The following is a 21,848-nucleotide window of genomic DNA, read 5'->3' as shown; positions in this document are numbered from 1 at the left end:
TTTATCTTTTCATTAAGGTGGCGTCAGAATTCATGATGAGATTCGCAACTACTGCATTAGATGCTATAAGAGAAGGCTCCGTTTTCTGATCTACTTTATAATAACCGGCTTCTAGCCAGCCTTTCGTTTTTTCGGGATGTTTTTTGAAGTTCTCCAACTCTTTAGCTTGTACACTTAAAAGCAAATCAAGTTCTCTCTTGTCTGGTGTTTTGCCTGTTAATTTCATGTAAGCAGAGCTGATGGCCTTTTTAGGGTCACTTATTTTTGACATTTCTTCTCCCATCACCTTAGATGCTTCCACATAGGTGGGGTCGTTTAGGGTAACCAGAGCTTGTAAAGGCGTATTGGTTTTTTGACGTCTTATGACACAATAACTCCTAGAGTTTCCATCAAAAGTAGCCAATGTTGGATTTGGTACTGAGCGTTTTATGAGTACATATAAGCTTCTGCGATAAACGGCATCAGTACTGTCTGGCGTATAAGTAGTATTGTTAATTTCCCAGAGTCCCTTAGGCTGGTAGGGTTTTACGCTTTTACCACCAATGTCTTTTACCAGCAATCCGGAGGCCGCCAATGCGTTATCTCTCATCATTTCTGCCGTGAGTCTATTGGCTGGTCCTCTGGCTAAAAAACGATTTTCTAAATCTTTTTCTCTGTGCTGATCTGTAGCTGTAGAGCTTTGCTGATAGGTGGCCGTCATTACCATGTCTTTCACCAGTTTCTTTACATCCCAGCCAGATTCCATGAAGCCAATCGCCAAATAATCCAGTAATTTAGGATGGGAGGGCATCTCTCCTTGATTTCCAAAGTCCTCAGATGTTTTTACTAAACCGCTACCGTAAATATTCTGCCATATTCTATTCACCGCCACTCTGGCCGTTAGCGGGTGTTCTGGATTTGTAAGCCATTGTGCCAGCCCATATCTGTTTTTAGGAAGGTCTTTTGGCATCGGTAAAATGCTTTCAGGAGTGTTTGGGAAAACGTCTTCACCTCTGGCATCATAGCTTCCGCGTTCCATAATAAAGCTTTGACGTGGTTCTGCCATTTCTTTCATGACCATGATTTCCTCAATATTTTCGGTGGAGTCGGCTAAGGTTTTTCGTTTAACTTGGATTTTGGCCAATTGTAGGGTGGCAGGTTCATAAACGACCCCGAAATAATATTGTCTAAGTATATCCTTTTCTTCCTTTGAGAGTGCTGTAGGAGCTTTATTGGCGATTACTGCCCATTTATTCGTTTTAGCAATCACTTTGATTTCGAAGGGGATCAATGCTCTTTTATAGATCAAAATGTCATCTACTAGACCATTTTTAAGACCATACCCTCGGCTCCAAGCTCCAATTTGAAGCGATGGTTGGTTTTTAAAGTTTTGAGGGTCAAACAGTATGTCTTTTGTCAATTCATCTGTTTCCGTTTTCATTTCCAATTCCTTGCCATCCAGAAATATACGGAGTCCCTTGGCCTTTGAGGAGCCGTCATAGGTCATGGATAAGTTGATCCATTTATTCTTTGGTATAATTATTTTGCTAGACTTTAGAATAGCATTGGAGGGAGCATTGTGAGCGATGTTTGCTTCCAAAATACCATCCTTCCGGATGTAAACATGGTATCCTCTAAAGTTGTAAAGGCGTTCTGAAATTCCTTTATGGAAAATGACACCTTCGGTGAATTCTGTAGGAATAAATGTATTTAAAGAGATGGTGAAAGCGTCTGATTTACCAAATATTCCTGCACCTCCGGTATTTAGCCAAGCATCTCCATTTAATTTTAAACCATTTCCGTTAGGGCTAGGTATAAAAATGGGCTGCTCTTTTGCCCCAGATTCTATGCTCATGAATCCCTTTTGATTCGCATTTAAAGCATTGTTAATATTTTTCTGGTCAAAGGTGTATTTGGCGGTTAGCCCACTTTCCGGAATGCTTTGATTTTTAAGACGCTTATAGCCTTCTTTCTCTATCCAGTTTTGGAAGTTTTTTTGTCCGCTATTAATGATTTTTTCAAGCTTCGCTTCTTCTGAAGTCAACTCCCCATTGATAAAGCTTATAATTTCTTCCTGCTTTTGGGTAGGAAGCAATAACGTGGGAGTGGGAAGTGCGTCGTCCCATGAGATTTGACCTGCTTCTTTTACATTATTGAAAAAGCTAAAAAGCTCAAAGTAATTTTTTTGAGAAAAAGGGTCATACTTGTGATCGTGACATTTGGCACAGCCTACGGAGAGCCCTAAGAAGGCATCTCCCAGCGTGTTTGTCCTGTCCATAACATACTCGGCTTTAAACTCTTCTTCTATAATACCTCCTTCCATGTTTTGCTGATGATTACGGTTAAAGGCCGTGGCTATTAGCATTTCTTTGCTTGGGTTGGGCATGAGGTCTCCTGCCAATTGCCAATGAATGAATTTATCGTAAGGCTGATTTTCGTTAAATGCTTTTATGACCCAGTCTCTATACGGCGACATATCTCGAAGCCTGTCTACAGTATACCCGTGGGTGTCTGCAAAACGGGCTATGTCTAGCCAGTCTGTGGCCATTCTTTCTCCATAATGAGGCGAATTAAGGAGCCTGTCTACTATTTTTTCAAAGGCTTCTGGGCTTTTATCGTTTTTAAAGTTTTCTATTTCTTTCAAGGTAGGAGGAAGACCTATCAAGTCAAAAGTGACTCTCCGGATTAAGGTTTCTTTGTCTGCCGGAGCAGATGGGGTGAGCTTCTTTTCTTCAATTTTGCTTAGAATAAAATTGTCAATCGGAGATTTAATCCATTCTTCGTTTTTGACTGAAGGTATCTTCGGCATTTCTGGTTTTACAAATGCCCAATGTTCTTTGTATTCTGCTCCTTCATCTATCCACCTAATGAGTACGGCTTTTTCATAATCAGAAAGTGAGAGATGAGATTCAGGTGAGGGCATAACCACATCAGGGTCTGTAGACGTAATTCTATGAAAAACTTCACTGCCATTTAAGCTTCCCGGGTCTATAGCCACCTTGCCAGGATTCTCGGGCAATTCGCCATAAGCTCCTACAGCCAAATCGAGCCTCAGTCCTGCTTTTTGTTTAGCCTTATCAGGTCCGTGGCAGGCAAAACACTTGTCAGACAAAATAGGCTTAACATGAATATTATAGTCTAATTCTTTCGGTAGCTCATCTAGGGCTTGCTCTAACTCTGGTGGCAACTCTGGTCCACAGGCTATTAATGTAAGTAATGCCAGTGCTTTGCCTGTGTGCTTTATATGCTGAATGAATCTTCCAGTCATTAATTAGAAGTATTTAAATAGGTGTTTTGAATTGGATAATAAAGGTAGCTTACTTTAAAAGAAAGCAATTTATCAAAAAAGACTTTGTAGTTAACAAATCCGACTTTTGTGTTATTTTTATCTTCGGATAGGGTAATGTATTTTTAGTATTTAAGAGGATATAGGACAATGAACGACTTTAAATTGCTAAATACGGGCAAGCTAGAATTAGATGAAAACTGGAATTACAAAAATGTAATAAGTCCATTTTACCGACTTTATTATATAAGTGATGGAGCAGCGGAAGTGACTTTTGATAATAAGGTAAGGACAATAAAGAAGGGCTATATGTACCTCATTCCCAGCTTTACACTTTCCAATTATAATTGCTTTTCTCATTTTACACAACATTATGTCCATATAGAAGAGGTCCTAAAGTCGCAAGCCTCCTTAAAGCAAAGAAATACACTGCTTTTCGAAGTCAAAGTAACGGAGCTGGATAAGGCATTACTTGAAAGGTTATTGTCAATTAATTCAAAAAAAGCCTTGACGAATTGGAATCCTAAGGTGGGTGTAGATTTGACACAGAGTAGTATTCAGGCAGCGTCTTTGGAGTCGGGGATTATGGAGACCAATGGTATTGTGCTTCAGTTGATGTCAAGGTTTGTACATATTGAGATCGGCTCTGAAAGAAAGGAGCTGGCCGGATTAAATAAGATGTCGGAAGTACTCCTTTATATACACGAGAATTATGATAAGGATTTAACTGTTAAAAAAATAGCGGGCATTGTGCATCATAATGAAGACTATTTTAGTCGACTTTTCTTGAAGTTCATAGGCGTTAGGCCTCTTGTTTATATCAATAGAGTCCGTATAGAAAGGGCTCAGCATTTGCTATTATTTTCAGATCTCAGCATCAATGAAATTGGGTACAAAGTAGGTTTTGAGAATAGAACCTATTTCTCTAAAGTTTTCAAAAAACTTTCTGGTAAATCTGCCACTACCTATAGATTAGAGGCCAATCAGGTGTAGGTTAAATGTTCGTAAGTGGGTTGAAATCAAGATTTTGTGATTTATTGGGATCCGTGTGTAGGGGTGATTTTCATCTTAGAATAGGTATTTCCCAAAATAATATCTGCAAATGCCAAATGGGCTGCAAGCCACCTAGGAAGGGTCATATAATTTTGCATTGTCTATCTGAGGATAGTTTTATAATAATGTTGTTTGTGCAAGAGATGCTATTTTGACGAGCAACGAATTGAATACTATTGAATAATGAAACCGACTTATTTAAAAGATATTAACGAAGAGAATTTTGATTTCACCCATGGTTCTAGATTGGTGTACGGCTGCTCTGGTCTTGGGGGAGTGTGGGGAGAAACCAACTATGAGGAGTCTGTAGATTGCTTATTATATGCTTTTGAAAACGGTATAAAATCGCTGGATACTTCGCCGTCTTATAATCAGTCTGAGACGGTTGTGGGAAAAGCTCTTAAGCAATGGAAGGGGGAAAGACCATTTATTTCTACCAAAGTGGGTAGATTAAAAAGTGAAAACGCTCATGACACTGTTGTAGATTATAGTGCCGCTAGAATGAGACAAAGTGTGGAAGAGAGCTTAGATACACTTGGTGTAGACTACGTGGATCTATTGTTTCTACATGAGCCCTATTTAGTGCCTTTAAATAAGATAGAGGAAATTCTGGATACATTGAAGGGCTTTGTGGCCGACGGCTATGTTCGTTCACTAGGCGTAGGAGGAAACCCGACAGATGGTTTCAGACCTTATATTACCAGCGATAATTTCCAAGCCGTCTCTGGCTTTTTAAAAGTGGATGCATGTAATCTAGATGGTTTTAAGAAGGATTTACCACATAATCATAAAGAAGGGGTTGCTTATTATGCGGCTTCTGCACTTCATTTTTCTCTTTTAGGAAATAAATACGATCAGTATGTTACAAATCCACCAAACGACGAGTGGATATCAGAACAGGATGTCCGGAACGCAGAAATAATTAAAGCCATCGCAGATAGAGAAGGCATGAAGATCTCCACCCTGGCTCAGCGTTTTTTGTTTTCTATGACAGAGGCCAATAGGGTGGTTATGGGTGCTAGAAAAATAGAGCAGATTACATCCACTATTTCAGATTGGCAGGCGGGCGTTTTGACAGAATCTCTTTTTGACGAAATTGTAGATGCCATAACGAATAGTTAAAAATTTAAGTCGTAAATCGGGTGAATTTCCAAAAGGGATTCACCCTTTTTTTTATGACTAAGGTTTGTTATACTGCCTGATTGGGTCTCCTATATCTTATGGTATACTCGCCTTTCCCTCTGATCTTTGAAGGGATAAGATCTCGCATTTTGTTGAACCAAATGAGTAAAATGTAGTACTATATTAGCTTTGGTGAATATGGAGTCTTAATGACTAGTACTATTTTATTAGATAAAACATAGGTTTAGCGGGCACCTGAGAATCAAGCGATTTTATCTTTCACAACGTATAATATTATGTGAAGTTAAAGAATATGTCTCTAGTGAAAGAGGCATATTCCTATGTTTTTGGTTTTTTATATACCCGATATAATACTTATCGAACATTTATTTTACTTTCGGTACTTATGCTTAATAAGTCCATGTTTTCTCATTTATATCTCTTCAAAGGGCATTTACACTTCTAATTTACATTAATTTCTAGTTTAAGTTCAATTGTACTCCGTTTGGTCTAAGGGTAATATAGTATTGTCTTATGCTTTTTCATTAATAGACTAATTCTGATAAATAATAGAATTTTGTAAAGTTGATTCTGGGCTAGGCCAAAGTCTTTCAGTTTCATCGGAGGTTTCATTGTTTTAAAATGGATGAACCGTAGGTAGAAGATAAATAGAATTAAAAAACAACCAAACTATTCTTAATTATGAGAAGAAAATTACATGAATTTCGAAAGCTCTGGATGAAGGCTGTTCCAATGACTGCTTTTGTTCTGAGTTTATTTATTGGGCAATCTTTTGGACAGTCTAGACAAGTTACCGGAAAAGTTGTTTCAGGAGCCGATAAGTCTGGTTTGCCAAGTGCAAGTGTGCTACAAAGCGGCACTAGTAATGGGGTTATGACAGACCTCGATGGGAATTTTAAGATTAACGTTAGTGGAGCGGATTCTAAATTAATATTCAGTTATATCGGCTTTATAGACCAAGAGGTGGTGGTGGGTAACCAGTCGATCATTAATATAACATTGGCAGAGGATGCCAATGCACTTAGTGAAGTAGTGGTTATAGGATACGGAAGCCAGAAGAAAAGCGACATGACTGGTTCTGTGAGCTCAGTAAACGCAGAAGAACTGGGCAAGTTTGCCACTTCAAATGCGGCAGGAACGCTTCAAGGTAGAATGGCGGGCGTGAGAGTATCTCCACAGGGAGGTTCACCAGATTCACCTATGAAAATCACAATTAGAGGTTCAGGTACACTATCGGATGCTAGTCCTTTATATGTTATAGATGGTATGCTTACTAGTGGAATGGGTTCTTTAAATCCACAAGACATAGAAAGTGTTTCAGTACTTAAAGATGCTTCTGCCACAGCCATTTATGGTTCTAGAGCGGCTAATGGCGTTATCATTGTAACCACTAAAAAAGGAAGAAGTGGCGATATGACTGTTAATTTTAATGCAAGTACAGGAATTCAAAAAGCAGCTAATTTGATAGATTGGGCAAATGCACGTCAATATGCAGATATAGTGAACAGAGCGAGAGATAATGACGGCAATCCAAGATTCCCTTCAAACGATGCTCAGTTTAATCCAAATGTAGATTCAGATATTCAACGTGAAAGTTTGAGAAATGCACCAATTTCCAATATTGGATTAAGTATGGGTGGTGGTTCTAAAAATACAACTATGAATTTCTCTATGAATCACATGGAACAAGTAGGTATTGTGAAAGAGTCTGATTTCTCACGAACAAACATCAGGGTTAATTCAAGTTATACAAAAGGTAGATTCAAATTACAGCAGACCTTAGGCGTAAACCGTTCGGTGAATAATCCTAATAATTATTTTAGCCGCGAAAGAGACCAAATTCCTACCGTGCCTATTTATGATGAGAACGGAGCGTTTACTGGAACAAACGTACCAGCAGGACAAACTATAAGTTTAGGTAATTATTCAGGAGTGGGTAATTTGATTAACTCTTTAGGCTTAGCCACTATTGAAGATAGAACAGTAACCAGCAATGGCTTACTTGGAAACGTAGATGCTACTTTGGAAATACTGAAAGGTCTTAAGTATAGGTTTAATGTGGGTGTGGATATGTCTAACTCAAATAATTACACTTTTACGCCGAAATACAAGCATAATGATACCCCAATGGGTAATAAGCCTTTTGCAGAATTAAATGAAAGTAATTCTAACTTTTTGTCCTATCTAACCGAGCATACTTTGAACTACTTTAAAACATTAGGCAAGACACAAGTAGATGTTTTAGGGGGGTATTCTTCCCAAGTAGGAAAAGGTCGCTCATTAGGTATAGTCGCAAGAAACTTCCCTAGTAACGACATAAGGGTGGCTTCTGCTGCTTCTGATAGAGCTCAAGCTCCTTCAAATGCTTATGAAACTGGTTTGTTGTCTTATTTTGGACGTGCCAATGTAACTATTGATGGTAAATACCTTCTTACGGCTACTTTAAGAAGAGATGGTTCTTCCTTGTTTAGAGAAGATTTAAGATGGGGTACCTTCCCATCAGCAGCTGTAGGTTGGAATATTAGTAATGAGTCTTTTATGCAAAACGTAACCGCTATAACGAATCTTAAATTGAGAGCAAGTTATGGTGAGATTGGTTCTAATAACGTCAATGCTTACGCTATCGACCCTGAATTAAATCTGAACTCTGACTATATCATTGGAGCGGGACAGACAAGATACCAAGGGTATTCTATTACTAAAGGAGTGAATCCTAATATTACTTGGGAGACAACGAAAACCACTGATATTGGAGTAGAATTTAATATGCTTCAAAATAAGCTTCAGTTTACGATGGATTATTTCAATAAAAACTCTGAAGATGTTTTAGTCGCTCTTTCTTTACCTCTTTATACTGGTTTTGGAAATGCGGTACCTTTCAATACCGCGAGTATAAAAAATAACGGTTTTGAATTTCAAGCCAACTATTACGACAACTTCGGTAAAAGCTTCAAATACTCTGTAAGTGCCAATTTTACGACCCTTCAAAACGAAGTGACTGCTTTAGGTAGAGCTACGCCAATTATTCAAGGTCAGTTTACTTCAAACGGGCTTAAGTCTACTAAAACAGACGTAGGTCATCCAATCGGAGCGTTTTATGGTTTCGTAACAGACGGTATTTATCAGTCAGATGAGGAAGCCTTAGCGGCTAAGGATTTTAACAAACCACAGGCTGGAGATTTAAAGTTTAAAGATCTCAACGGCGATGGTAAAATAGACAACAGTGACCAGACATACATTGGTAATCCTGCACCTGGAATCATCTATGGTTTGAATTTCAGTGGAGAATACAAGAGTTTCGATATGACATTCTTGTTTGATGGTGTTGCTGGTAACGAAATATTGAACGGAACAAGATATAGAGGGTATTTTGATACAGAAGGTAATTATTTGGCCGATGCCTTGAACGGATGGACGCCTTCAAATACCAACACGGATGTGCCAAGAAATACGCAAACAGACCCAGGTTATAATAGAAGATTCTCTGATTTTTACTTAGAAGATGGTTCTTTCTTTAGACTTAAAAACGTACAGGTAGGTTATAGCATTTCTAACGATATGTTAACCAAAATAGGAATGACTAGTGCCAGGATTTATGTCAGTAGCCAAAACCTATTAACGCTTTCAAAGTATACGGGATATTATCCTGAGGTAGGAAGTAATACGAGAAGTAATCCAAGATTATTTAATGAGGGTGTGGATGAAGGAGCATATCCTATGCCAAAGAATTATCAAATAGGATTACAAGTGAATTTTTAAAAGAGACTTAAAGAAATAAGATTATGAAAATAAATTGGAAAATAACATCAGCATTATTTATGCTGCTCAGCACGGGAGTTTTCTATTCTTGTAATGAAGATATATTAGAACAGAATAATCCGAATGCCATCACTCCCAAGTCTTTTTGGAAGACCGCGGATGATGCCACAAAGGGTATATTAGGAGCTTACAGCCCTTTTACACACATCTGGAATTATTCAAGGTTTGAGATTTTTGTTTCGGATTATCGCGATGATGTGGTGAATGCTTACGGTACTTCAGAAAGGACAGCAGTAGGAGCATTTAATGGTATTTCTACCAGTAATGGTACATTTTGGGTTTGGAGTACGCATTATCAGGCTATCACACGAGCTAATGAGGTCATTTTTAATGTGCCAAATATTGAAATGGATCAGGCTATGAAGGACGCCATAGTTGGCGAAGCCCATTTCTTAAGAGGATATCATTATTTTCAGTTGGTGAATAACTGGAGAAATGTTCCTTTGATTTTGAAGCCTTTTTCTGAAATAGCAGACCCGGAAGCTATTGCTCAAGCGGCTCCAGAAGAAACTTGGAAACAGGTTATAGCTGATTTTAAAGCTGCTCAAGGCTTGTTGCCGAAAGATTGGGATTCTGCCAATTTGGGAAGAGCCACTTGGGGTGCAGCCACTTCTTTCTTGGGTAAGGCATATCTTTACCAATCAGATTATGCCAATGCAAAAACGGAACTGAAAAAAGTAATTGATAGTGGTAAATATAAGTTGACAGCCGATTATGGCGATAACTTTTCAGAAGATACCGAGAATAACGCGGAGTCCATTTTCGAGATTCAGTTTATTGCTGATGGAAATCAGGGCTGGGGTGGAGATGCTGCTGGAACAGGTAAAGGGGCGGCTTTTCATCCAGACTTATCGCCAGCCGGTTTCACAGGTCAAGATGGCATGCAGATAAACAAATGGACTTTAGACCTTTTCTTAGATGAGAAAACGGTAGATGGTCAAATTGACCCACGTGCATTTGAAACTTTATTTTGGGATACCAATGAAACAACGACTTATAAAGGTAGGACCTTGAAATCTAGCACCTATTTAGGAAAATCTTACAAAGATGTTTATAGCGATGGTAGAAAAACCATTTACGCTAGCAAGCATCTGGACGTGAAACAAGGTTTTACAGGTTCTCAATCGGAAGGTTGGCACCAGTCGGGAAATAATTTACGATTAATGCGATATGCCGATGTACTATTAATGTACGCCGAGGCAGAAATAGGAGGCTGGAAAGGCGGAGCAGCTACTCAGGCAGCTGTAGATGCCGTGAATCAAGTCAGAGCTCGTGTTAATATGCCACCATTGGGATTGTCAATGACGATGAAGGATATAGAAGATGAGCGTGTAAAAGAGCTTTCGTTAGAAAGAACAAGATATCACGATTTATTAAGATGGGGTTTAATAGAAGAAAGACTGGTGAAACATCCAGAACTTAAATCATCTAGCAGTGGTACTGGTGCTTATCAGCCGGGAAGAGAATACATTGACATTCCTCAAAACGAAATTGATGCCAATCCTAATTTTAAACATAATCCTGGATACAACTAAATCTGTACATATAATCTAAGCAAAGCCGTCTCATTTATTTGAGACGGCTTTTTTTTTGCGATACCTCGCTCCCCCAATTTAGGTCTGATTTCCAATTACAATATAGGATAGGATAAAATTCAAAGGTGCTTATATCACGCTAACAGGTTTAGAGCGGGTAAGTGCAGGACTGTGTTTTTCTAATTCTTTGGTAGATAGCGTTATGGTTTGAAATCTAAAGCCAGTTTTACGCCAAAAGCAGGTAGAATCTTACCTCATACAACTTTAAAAGACCTTATGATGGATATTCCGATAAAGAATATTCGGGTTTTATATTTCTGAAAATCAAGTAGATATAAGGCGTTTTGAAAAAAAAGATATTTTAGACTAAGGGTTTTTTAGAAGAATTTAGTCTTGGTAGTTATAGGGTTAGATTTTATGATTATTCGAATTTATTTTATGATTATAATTTTAAGGTTTATTTAATGGAACAAGCACAAAATAATAGGTTTTCAGAGCGTGAGCCAAAATCGAAGCTTTATGTAAATAAGGATTGTAAGGTTTTGTCTGATTCTGAAAACCAAAATGCGACTTCTTTAGATGATGAATTGTTTATTAAAGAGGCCTTCAAGATTAGCCCTGAAAAAGGTTGTGAGTTGCTATTTCGTCGATACCACATCGCACTATGCAGTCATGCAGTGCGGTATGTTTATTCTAAAGAAATAGCCGAGGATATTGTCAGCAATGTGTTCTGTAAATTCTGGAAAAATCAATCTTACCTAACCATTAGCTCTTCTTACCGGTTTTATATTTTTCGATCTGTAAGAAATGAGGCCTTTTCTTATTTAAAGTCTGAATTTAAAGATTTTACCAGCTTAGATGATTCTATATACACCAAAGGTTCTGACAGTCTCCGTCCAGATAATATCACGCAATATGATGAATCATTTAACCGAGTAAAAGAACTGGTAGACGCTTTGCCACCGCAGTGTAAAAAGGTGTTTTTGATGAGCAGATTCGAAGGGAAAAAAGCTCCAGAAATTGCTCAAGAAATGGGGCTTTCTATTAAAACCATCGAAACGCATTTAACCAAGGGTTTAAGTACCATAAAAAAGGGATTGAAGGATTACCTGAGTTTTTCATTGAGTTTGCTTTTAATATTATTAAAGTAAAACATCCACTTAGAACATGAATATAGAAATATCAAAAGAATTAATATTTGATAATTTTGCCAATAAGACGACCCCTTTGCAGCGAAAACAGATTGATACGTGGTTACAATCGATATCAAACGAGGAACAATATTATAAATGGCTAGAGGATTGGGAAAACCAGAATCTGGAATATTCTCCTGACAGCGAAGCTTTAATTAAGCGTTACACAGATTTTTTTAGTAATAATGCTGGTCCACTTGAGGTGGAACAACCCAAACATAAATGGCGATTTAAACTGCAAACTAAACATGTAGTTCGTTGGTCAGCTGCTGCTTCCATCTTTTTTCTTTTGGGAATTGCTTTTTGGCAATATCAAGACAATATCTACTACAAATCTTACCAAACCACATTTGGGGAAGTAAAGTCATTTATTCTTAGGGACGGCACACAGATTACCCTCAATGCAAATTCTCAATTGAGCGTGCCTCGGTTTGGATTTGGGGAGTCAACCCGTAGGGTATCTTTAAATGGTGAGGCTGCTTTTTCTGTCACACATACGCCAAGTAATCAGAAGTTTATTGTAAAAACCAATAAGGGCTTTGAAGTCGTGGTTTTGGGAACAGAGTTTTCGGTTTTTTCTCGTTCTAGAGGAGCTAATGTGGTGTTGAAAAAAGGTAAAGTTTTGGTCAACTATAACGAAGGCAAAACCCACAAACAGATCGTCATGAAGCCAGGGGAGCTGGTTTCTTTTAATAAACAAAATCAGGCTTTGGTTAAAAAAGTAACGCAAACAAATCATTTGTCTTTATGGAAAGAAAAGCGATTTGTTTTTGAAGAAACAATGCTTTCGGATGTAGCTCAAATGTTGGAAGAAACTTACGGATTGAAAGTGACAATTGAAAGTCCTGAGCTTGCCCATAGAAAGTTAATGGGCTCATTTAGAGCGGAAAACGTAGACGAGCTTTTAGTGACAATTTCGGAACTCCTAGATTTAAATGTGGTGCGACAAGAAGATAAAGTACACCTTTCAGAAAAATAATATTCAACTTAATAAACCTATAAACAATGACAAAAAATCTAAAAAATGCCTCTAGTTTGGGGTTTTTAGTACTCCTGCTATTTGCAGGATTCCCGGGTCGCTCGCAAATGATTGCTATGACGAGCCAAATCTTAAACACGGAAGTGCCGAATCAATCCACCAAGCGTAAGCTGGGCGAAGTTCTTAATGAGCTTAAGTCTCATTACAACGCTGATATTTTGTTTGAAGCCAAAACGGTAGAAGGAATATCAATTACTAATAAATCGATTAATAAAGGCTTAAGTCTAGAACAAAATCTGGACATTTTATTAATTCCTTTTGGTTTAAAATACAAAAAAATCAATCGAACGTCGTACACCATATTTGTAAGTAAGGATAATAAAGTTGGACTAAATTCTATAGAAAAACTTAAGGAGCTAGGCTTCCTTAACGCTTCATTGGTGTCTTTTGACAAAATGAGTAGGGTTAGAGAGATGGATAGAATTGACCTTATTAACGCTGAGATTAGTGTTAAAGGAAAAGTAACTGAAACGGGAAGCAAAGAAGGAATACCTGGAGTTAGTGTGGTCGTGAAAGGGACTACTAACGGTACCATAACCGATGAGAATGGAGAATTCAAAATTTCGGTGCAAAATGAAAAATCTAAACTGGTTTTTAGTTTTGTGGGTTATGAGCCACAAGAAGTGGAAGTGGGTAATCGCACTCGAATCGATATTATTCTTTCGACAGATACAAAGACGCTAAACGAAATTGTGGTGGTAGGTTATGGCACGCAACGCCTAAAAGATGTAACGGGTTCGGTGGCAACAATAAACCAAAGTACCATTAAGGATTTGCCAGTGTCTTCGGTTGATCAAAAAATGATTGGACAAGTTGCTGGGGTGCAAATTCAGCAATTGTCTGGAGCTCCTGGAGCAGGTACCTCTATTCGTATTCGTGGAAGTGGGTCATTGGGTGCAGGTAATGAGCCTTTATATGTTGTAGATGGAATGCCTTATTCGGCAGGTTTAAATCAAGACTTTAACCCACTTTTATTAATAGATCCTAATGATATTGAATCTATATCGATCTTAAAAGACGCCTCTTCTACCGCCATTTATGGCTCGCGTGGTGCAAATGGTGTCATTATGATTACAACCAAAAAAGGACAATTCAATCAGTTGAAAGTAACGGTATCGTCTATGGTAGGTGTACAGCAAGTTCCGCAGAAAGGGAGACCTAATCTGATGAACCAGCAGGAGTTTGTTGATTTGCAACGAAATAAAATTGATATAGCAGTTCTTAGAGCAGAAAACAGAGCCACTACACTCAACGACTATCCTGTGGAATACCGAAATCCTGAAAATTTGGTTGGAGATGGTACAGACTGGTACGATTTATTGCTGCAATCGGCAGCTATACAAGAGCATACCGTAAATATGCAAAAAGGGAATGAAGATTCTCGTTTAAACTTTAGCTTCGGTTATTTTAACCAAGAGGGTGTATTGAAATACACGGGAGTGGAAAGATACAATGCAAAACTAGGTATGGAGTCAAACATCAGCAACAACCTTACCATAGGTGTTTCTTTGCAACCCACTTTTATCAATCAAACACGTACCAGCACAAATTCAAACCGTGAAGATGTGATTGGTGTGGCCAACTGGGCCAATCCAGTTGTTTCTCCTTACGACAGTGATGGCAACCTGGTTCCTTATTTGGTTTCTCCGCAAAGCAAATACCACTCTTCCTGGAGTTTCGCCAATCCGCTTTTTGTATTACGAGAAACTTCTCAAAACCAAAACCAATTCCAAAATCTAGGTTCTGCATTTATGGAATGGACTGTTTTACCAAATTTAAAAGCAAAAACTGCTCTGAATACCATCTGGAGTACCTCCAAGTTTGATCAATACGTGCCGAGTACCGTGGGGCGATCTAATGTTAAGCCTTTGCCAGGCACAGGTAGAGCTTCTGAGGTCAATTCGAATAATTTTAATTGGTTGATCGAGAATACGCTTACTTATGATAAAACATTTGGAAAACATAGAATCAATGTATTAGGCGGATATTCAACCCAAAAGAGTGTTTCGAATTCCACCAGCTTAGTAGCGAGTCCTTTTTCAAATGACTTGATAGAAACTATAAATGCAGCTCAAGCCATTACCAGTTGGAACCAAAATGTAGAAGCATGGAGTATTATTTCCTATTTAGGAAGAATAAATTATGGGTTTAACGAAAAGTATCTTTTAACCGGAACTTTCCGTACTGATGGCTCTTCTCGATTTGGAATTAAAAACAGATATGCCAATTTCCCATCTGTGGCTGGAGCTTGGAGAGTGTCGGAAGAGGATTTTATGAAAAACAGTAAGGTTATCAGTGACTTAAAACTAAGAGCGAGTTATGGTATTAGTGGAAATAATAACATTGGAAATTATTCTCATTTAGCTTCTATTAGTCCGGGCACTTATGTTTTTGGAACCAATCAAGTTTCTGCATCTTTTGTGGGTTTGTCAAATCCATATCTTACTTGGGAAGAGTCCAATCAATTTGACGCCGGTTTAGATGTTGAACTTTTCAATAATAGGTTATCAGTGGTTTTAGATTTCTATAACCGTGTGAGTAAAAATATGCTACTTAATGATATTATCCCTGGTATTACAGGTTTCAACTCGCAAGTTGTCAACAAGGGAAATGTTAGAAATAGAGGTATCGAAATATCGCTTGGAGGCACGCCTGTTTCAGGGGCGTTGAACTGGGATACCAACCTGAACTTTGCATTTAACCGTAACATGGTACTTTCCTTAAATGAAAATGGAGATAGGGTTTTATCTGGAAATAATGACAACAATCCAACGCACGTAACGGTGGTAGGAAAGCCCATCGGGCAATTTTTTGGATTTATTTCTGAAGGTGTTTATACCGCAGAAGATATGGCCAATCCAGAACTCATAAAAACCACCCAAGTGTATGAAGGAAACTCCAAATACAAGGATGTAAACGGTGACGGAACTATCAATGACTTTTTGGATTATACCCTAATCGGTAACCCTCATCCTAAGTTTATTTTTGGCTTTTCAAACAACTTCTCCTACAAAAAACTTAGTCTAGGAATAATCATGAACGGTATGTATGGTGGTCAAGTAATGAATGGTTTACGTCAGACAACAGACAACCTACAAGGCTTTTTTAATGTAAACAAAGAGTTTGCAAACAGATGGAAAAGCACAGAAGAGCCAGGTGATGGAACATTATATGGTGTACCTAAGTTAACTCCGAGCTGGGGTCACCGTGTAAACAGCAGATGGGTGGAAGATGCGTCTTTCTTAAGAATTTCTAATATTTCTTTGGGCTATACACTTCCAGACAAGTTTGTTAAAAAGACCAACATCGTTAATAATTGTCGTTTTTACTTAACCGTTAGAAATGCGGCGATGTTTACAAAATACCAAGGAGCCAATCCAGAAGCACAGTCAAGAAATATTGACAATACGCTTTCACCAGGATTTGACATGTCGTCTTATCCACTTTCTAGAACTTCCTCAATTGGTGTTAATCTAACTTTTTAAACTCTACTATTATGAAAAATATCGTATATGCTTTTGTTGTTTTATTGTTATCGGGTTGTTCAAGTAGTTTTTTAGAGATTTATCCAAAAGCTACGTTGAATGAGGGGAACTTCTATCAATCTGAGGTGGAATATGTGCTGTTGGCGAATGGCTGCTATGTGCCCATGCGTGATTATGAAAAGACGAACCACTGGGTTTTGGCTGAATTAATTTCCGATAATGCCAGCTTTCAGAATAATGTTAGAACGGGTGAAGCCACCAGAGGGGTGATAGACCAGTTTATTTTAGTGGGGGATAATATTGCTTATTCTACATTTTGGAATTTTTCGTATAACGGTATTACAAGATCTAATAAGCTGTTGAGCGAATTAGATAGAGAAGGTGTGAATTGGTCCAAATTGTCTATAAAAGACCGTTGTAGGGCTGAAGCCTTATTCTTAAGGTCGCTTTATTATTTCAACCTTGTACGCCAGTTTGGTGGTGTTCCTTTAGTGTTGGAACCTATTTCTTCGCAAGATGCAGTTGCCGTAAAACGCTCTACTGAGGCTCAAGTTTATGAAAGCATTATTAATGACTTGAAAGAAGCCGCCATACTGTTTTCTAATGCCAAAGACGTTGAAGAAGTTGGTCGTGCCAACGAAATGAGTGCATTGGCTTTGTTAGGCAAAGTATATTTAACAACAGGTAAATACACCGAAGCGGAACAAACTTTAAAATCTGTGATTTCTTCTGGTAAATATACACTTTTAGCAAACTATGCCGATGTTTTTAATCCTTCTAAAAAGGATTTTCAAGAAACTATTTTTTCTATTCAGTATTCAGAAAACAGTGTAGAGTTATCCAACAGATTTATTTTTTGGTTTGCTCCTCATACATCAGGCGGTGCGGTTACTGGGCGTCCGAATGTAAATATTGTAGGTGCAGGATGGAATCAACCCACTCAAGACCTCATTGATGCCTTTGAACCTGGCGATAAACGTAAAGGTGTTTCAATAGGTTATTGGAATGGCTTAGATTGGGATAATCAAGTGCGTCAAATTCCTTACTGTGCAAAATATAAAGCACCAATTTCTGCACCAGACGACCGCAGTGGAGATAATCTTCCAATACTACGTTATTCTGATGTCTTGTTGATGTATGCCGAAGCTTTGAATGAAATCGGTAAATCTAGCGAAGCTATTTCTTATATAGAGCAAGTTAGAAACAGGGCCGGTTTGACTAATTCTTTAGGAGGATTGTCTAAAGAGGCTATTAAAAGTGTGATTGCAAAAGAGCGTCAAGTAGAGTTTTGCTTTGAAAACCAGAGATGGTATGATCTCAAAAGAACTGGAAAAGCGGTAGAAGTTATGACGGCACACGGTATTCGTGAAAAAGCTAAAAAGACATTTCTCTATCCAGAATCTTACGCTTTGAGCTCAAACAAATTATTAGCTCCAATTCCAGTAAATGAGGTTTCTATTAATAAGTTACAGCAAAACCCTGGTTATTAATACATGAGAATAATAAGAATATCGTTTTTGATACTAATGTGCATTAGCGGTCAAGAACTACTTGCTCAAAAGGACACGAAACCCAATGTGTTATACATTCTTGTGGACCAATGGCGGGCTCAAGCGACGGGCTATGCCGGGGATAAAAATGTTTATAGCCCTAATCTAGACCGATTAGCTTCTGAAAGTCTAAATCTGAAAAATGCCGTTTCTGGAACACCTGTTTGTACGCCGCATCGAGCATCTTTAATGACGGGACAATACCCGCTAACTAATGGTGTATTTATGAATGATGTACTGCTGGATACCAATGCCACCACGATAGCCAAAGTGTATAAAAATCAAGGGTATAACACGGGTTTTGTGGGAAAATGGCACTTAGATGGCCACGGTAGAAACACCTATATTCCGCCTACTCGTCAGCAGGGGTTTGCCTATTGGAAAACCCTAGAATGTACGCACGATTATAACAATTCGGCTTATTATGCGGGAGATTCAAACAAAAAACTGTTTTGGAAAGGTTATGATGTCATAGCTCAAACAGAAGATGCCTGTAACTATCTCACAGAACAGGCCAAGGAAGAAGAGCCGTTTTTGATGTTTATTTCTATCGGTAGTCCGCATGATCCTTATCAGACTGCCCCAGAAAAATATCGACAAATGTTTGCGGACAAAGACATCGTTATTAATGAAAATGTGCCGCTAGAAAAGCGAGAAAAAGTTAAAAATGACCTACGTGGGTATTATGCTCACATAGCTGCTATTGACGATTGTATTGGTAAAATGTGGCAAACCATTAAAGACTTAGGTATCGATGACAATACGATTATCGTTTTTTCGGCAGATCATGGTGACTTGCTTGGGGCTCATGGTTCGTGGAATAAACAGCAACCTTATGAGGAAAGTATTCGTGTGCCATTCCTGATTCATTATCCAAAATTATTTGGCAAATCAGGCAAAACGTCACCTGCATTGATCAATTCGCCTGATATTATGCCTACGCTTCTAGGTTTGAGTGGAATACCAATTCCAAATACAGTGGAAGGCATTGATTTTTCGAAAGTTTTGACGGGTGAGAAAAAAGATAAAGTGAAACAAACCCTTATTTCATGTGCTCAACCTTTTGGGCAGTGGCATAGGAAAATTGGAGGAAAGGAGTTTCGCGGAATCGTAACGCAGCAGTACACATATACCAGAGATTTAGATGGTCCTTGGTTACTCTTTGATAACGAAAAGGATCCTTTTCAACTCAATAATTTGATTGATAACCCCAATTATACAAAACTACAAAAAACGCTTGATGGTGATTTGAACAAAGAATTGGTCAAGAGAAAAGATGCGTTTCTGCCAGGTATGGAGTATGTTAAAAAGTGGAATTATTTGGTAGATGAAACAGAAACGGTGCCTTACAGAAATGTCAATTATGAAGGTAAACCCATAGTTGAGTAAAAACATTCCTCAATTAATTTTTTAATAATAAAGGTCTTTGGAGAAAAAGGTAAACAAAACCATATCTTTTTTTCTAGAGGCTTTTTTTGTAAAAGCACAGTGACTATCACTGGAGTAGTAGGTATATAGTGAAGCATTGGTTGTCAATTAATGTGGTATCAAATTTCCGTTGATGTAGTCAAGGAAATGTCGTCCCGCCACATGACTATGGAATGTTTGGAACATTTCAGAAATCCAAACGATAATAACACTAATTTTATCGCCGAACCGACGGACTTTCCGTCTAGACTCAAATATTTATTTATTTAATTCGAAAATTGTTTTTGATGAGAAATAAAGTTTTGAACCACTTATATGGATTCAAAAATATTTAGTCTAATATTGATGTAAAATCCATAAAATCAACTTCTTAGTTAAGCATGCTGTTCTGTGTTCACGCCTCTGTACGGTATGAATATCATATTGGTTTGAATCACTAAAAGTCTTCTAATTGGTTTAAGCTCTAAATCTATTTTGAAAATATATTGAATTGTATGTGAGGTAAAACAGGAAAAGTTTGTCTTAGAATTAGTCAAAAATAATTAGGAATAATGCTATCAAAAAAGCGAGATAAAATAAGCTTCAATCATGAAATATTGGATCTCTCTGAAAATGTAGAGGAAACCAAGGTTATTTCAGACGAATATTTTATAGAACGAAGTTTTTTGGAATCGCCTCAAAAGGGGTTTGACTTACTTTTTAAGAAGTATTATACCAATTTATGCAACCACACCGTAAGGTTTGTGTATTCCAAAGAGGCTGCTGAAGATATAGTTGCAGAAGTTTTTGCAAATTTTTGGCAAAATAGTGTCTATAAAAACATCTCCACATCTTACCGTTCCTATTTGTATTCATCGATTAGATTTCGTGCATATAACACTATAAAATTCGAAATTAATCGTAAATCAAATTTTAAAGACAACTTACACTCCGAGGACTCATTGGTTCTTCAACCGGACGAAATTCTTCATTTTGATGAGTTAACAAAGAAATTAGATTTCGCAATTCAAAATCTTCCTCAACAAGCAAGAAAAGCATTTCAATTAAACAGACTTGAAGGGAAAAAGTATGCCGAGGTAGCGGCGGAGTTGCAGATTACTTTAAGTGCCGTGGAGAAGTTGATAAGCCGAGCATTATCAACAATTCGAAAAGAGCTCAGATCCGAATGGCTTCTCAGTGCTACTTTGTTTTTCATTTTAAGCTAAAAACTATACATAACTTCAAAAAAAGATGAACTCATCTCAAGCAAAAAAAATACTATTCGACTACTTTGATGGGAAGCATTCTACTATTCAATATAAAATGATAGAAGAATGGCTAAAGGATAACGGAAACAAGGAACTATACTATCAGTTTCTAAATCAATGGGAATCTGAACATCCTCAATATACATTCAATCCAGAAAATGGTAGAGTTAGAATAAAGGAAAAAATAGCATCTTCAAATGTTACGAAGGGAAGTGTAGTTGTCAAGCAAAAAAAGTGGAGAATTAGTGTTAATTATTACTGGTTTTCCGCGGCTTCTATTGTGTTTATTTTAAGCCTGATAGGTTTTAACTATTTACCAAAAAACAATAATAATTCGTACGATAAACTGGTGAAGCAGACTAAAATGGTGGCAGGGGAAACTTATGAAAAAATTAATTTATCCCAAGAGCCTTTACTGGTGAGCTTACCAGATAATAGTACTGTTTTGCTCCAACCCAATGGTAAAATTAGCTATTCGCCAAAAGAATATAATTTGATTAAAAGAGAAGTGATTCTTTCGGGAGAAGCCTTTTTTGAAGTTCAGAAAAATGCAAATGTACCTTTCGTTGTCTATTCTAATGAAATGATTACAAAAGTATTAGGTACAAGTTTTACCATAATAGCACAGCCAAAATCAGAAGAGACACAGGTGATTGTAAAAACGGGAAAAGTGGCTGTTTTTATGCAAAATGATGTTGATAAAGAAGAAAAGTTAAATGGAAATAATTTAACAGGTATGGTTTTAAGTGCCAATGAAAAAGTTTCCATAAATCGAAATGACTATAAAATTGGACAACCATTAAAAGTTGAGCCTTCAGAACTTTTAATGCCAATTCAAAAGCTCGGTTTTGATTTTGATGACAAACCAGCACCCGAGATTTTCAATATTTTAGAAAACGCATATAATGTGCAGATCATCTACGATAAAGAAAAGCTTTCACACTGCAAGCTCACTGCCTATTTATCGGACGAGCCATTGCTTGAAAAAATAAAGTTGATTTGCCTAGCACTAGAATCCACTTATGAAAAAGTGGACAATCAAATTATCATAAAATCAAACGGATGTAAATAAACAAAAGAGCAAGCAGCAC

General features: G+C 37.6%; 12 protein-coding genes. 11 read left to right on the top strand and 1 reads right to left on the bottom strand.

The window, feature by feature from the left end; all coding sequences use genetic code 11:
* Position 1 precedes the first annotated feature (1 nt).
* Positions 2-3,247 (bottom strand): DUF1553 domain-containing protein, encoded by a 3,246-nt coding sequence (locus tag ACTBZY_RS05730; protein WP_463045386.1) that lies wholly within the window; start codon positions 3,245-3,247, stop codon positions 2-4.
* Between the two features lie 168 nt (positions 3,248-3,415).
* Between ACTBZY_RS05730 and ACTBZY_RS05725 the strand changes: the two genes are divergently transcribed.
* The 11 genes from ACTBZY_RS05725 to ACTBZY_RS05675 all read left to right on the top strand — a co-directional run bounded on the left by ACTBZY_RS05725 (position 3,416) and on the right by ACTBZY_RS05675 (position 21,829).
* Complete coding sequence (locus ACTBZY_RS05725; RefSeq protein WP_463045385.1) at positions 3,416-4,258, top strand: helix-turn-helix transcriptional regulator; 843 nt, start codon at positions 3,416-3,418, stop codon at positions 4,256-4,258.
* A gap of 243 nt (positions 4,259-4,501) precedes the next feature.
* Positions 4,502-5,440, top strand: a complete 939-nt coding sequence (locus tag ACTBZY_RS05720) for an aldo/keto reductase (RefSeq protein WP_463045384.1) — start codon at positions 4,502-4,504, stop codon at positions 5,438-5,440.
* Positions 5,441-6,142: 702 nt separating this feature from the next.
* Positions 6,143-9,220 carry a SusC/RagA family TonB-linked outer membrane protein gene (locus ACTBZY_RS05715; protein ID WP_463045383.1) on the top strand — a complete coding sequence of 1,026 codons (3,078 nt, stop codon included), beginning with the start codon at positions 6,143-6,145 and terminating at the stop codon, positions 9,218-9,220.
* Between the two features lie 23 nt (positions 9,221-9,243).
* On the top strand, positions 9,244-10,815 hold the full coding sequence (locus ACTBZY_RS05710) for a RagB/SusD family nutrient uptake outer membrane protein (RefSeq protein WP_463045382.1): 1,572 nt from the start codon (positions 9,244-9,246) through the stop codon (positions 10,813-10,815).
* 464 nt (positions 10,816-11,279) lie between these two features.
* Entirely contained in the window at positions 11,280-11,966 is a 687-nt protein-coding gene (locus ACTBZY_RS05705) for an RNA polymerase sigma-70 factor (RefSeq protein WP_463045381.1), read from the top strand.
* Between the two features lie 16 nt (positions 11,967-11,982).
* Entirely contained in the window at positions 11,983-12,987 is a 1,005-nt protein-coding gene (locus tag ACTBZY_RS05700; RefSeq protein WP_463045380.1) for a FecR family protein, read from the top strand.
* Between the two features lie 26 nt (positions 12,988-13,013).
* The gene (locus ACTBZY_RS05695) at positions 13,014-16,532 is read left to right on the top strand and encodes a SusC/RagA family TonB-linked outer membrane protein (RefSeq protein WP_463045379.1); all 3,519 of its coding nucleotides are present in this window, start codon (positions 13,014-13,016) and stop codon (positions 16,530-16,532) included.
* Between the two features lie 11 nt (positions 16,533-16,543).
* The gene (locus tag ACTBZY_RS05690) at positions 16,544-18,022 is read left to right on the top strand and encodes a RagB/SusD family nutrient uptake outer membrane protein (protein WP_463045378.1); all 1,479 of its coding nucleotides are present in this window, start codon (positions 16,544-16,546) and stop codon (positions 18,020-18,022) included.
* 3 nt (positions 18,023-18,025) lie between these two features.
* Positions 18,026-19,471, top strand: coding sequence for a sulfatase family protein (locus tag ACTBZY_RS05685; protein WP_463045377.1), 1,446 nt, complete (start codon positions 18,026-18,028; stop codon positions 19,469-19,471).
* 590 nt (positions 19,472-20,061) lie between these two features.
* Positions 20,062-20,715 carry a sigma-70 family RNA polymerase sigma factor gene (locus ACTBZY_RS05680; RefSeq protein ID WP_463045376.1) on the top strand — a complete coding sequence of 218 codons (654 nt, stop codon included), beginning with the start codon at positions 20,062-20,064 and terminating at the stop codon, positions 20,713-20,715.
* Between the two features lie 25 nt (positions 20,716-20,740).
* Entirely contained in the window at positions 20,741-21,829 is a 1,089-nt protein-coding gene (locus tag ACTBZY_RS05675; protein WP_463045375.1) for a FecR family protein, read from the top strand.
* Positions 21,830-21,848: the final 19 nt, after the last annotated feature.

This window comes from Arcticibacterium sp., from assembly GCF_055134445.1.
Note: the sequence above shows the minus strand (reverse complement) of the source record. Positions and strands in the feature narration are given on the sequence as shown.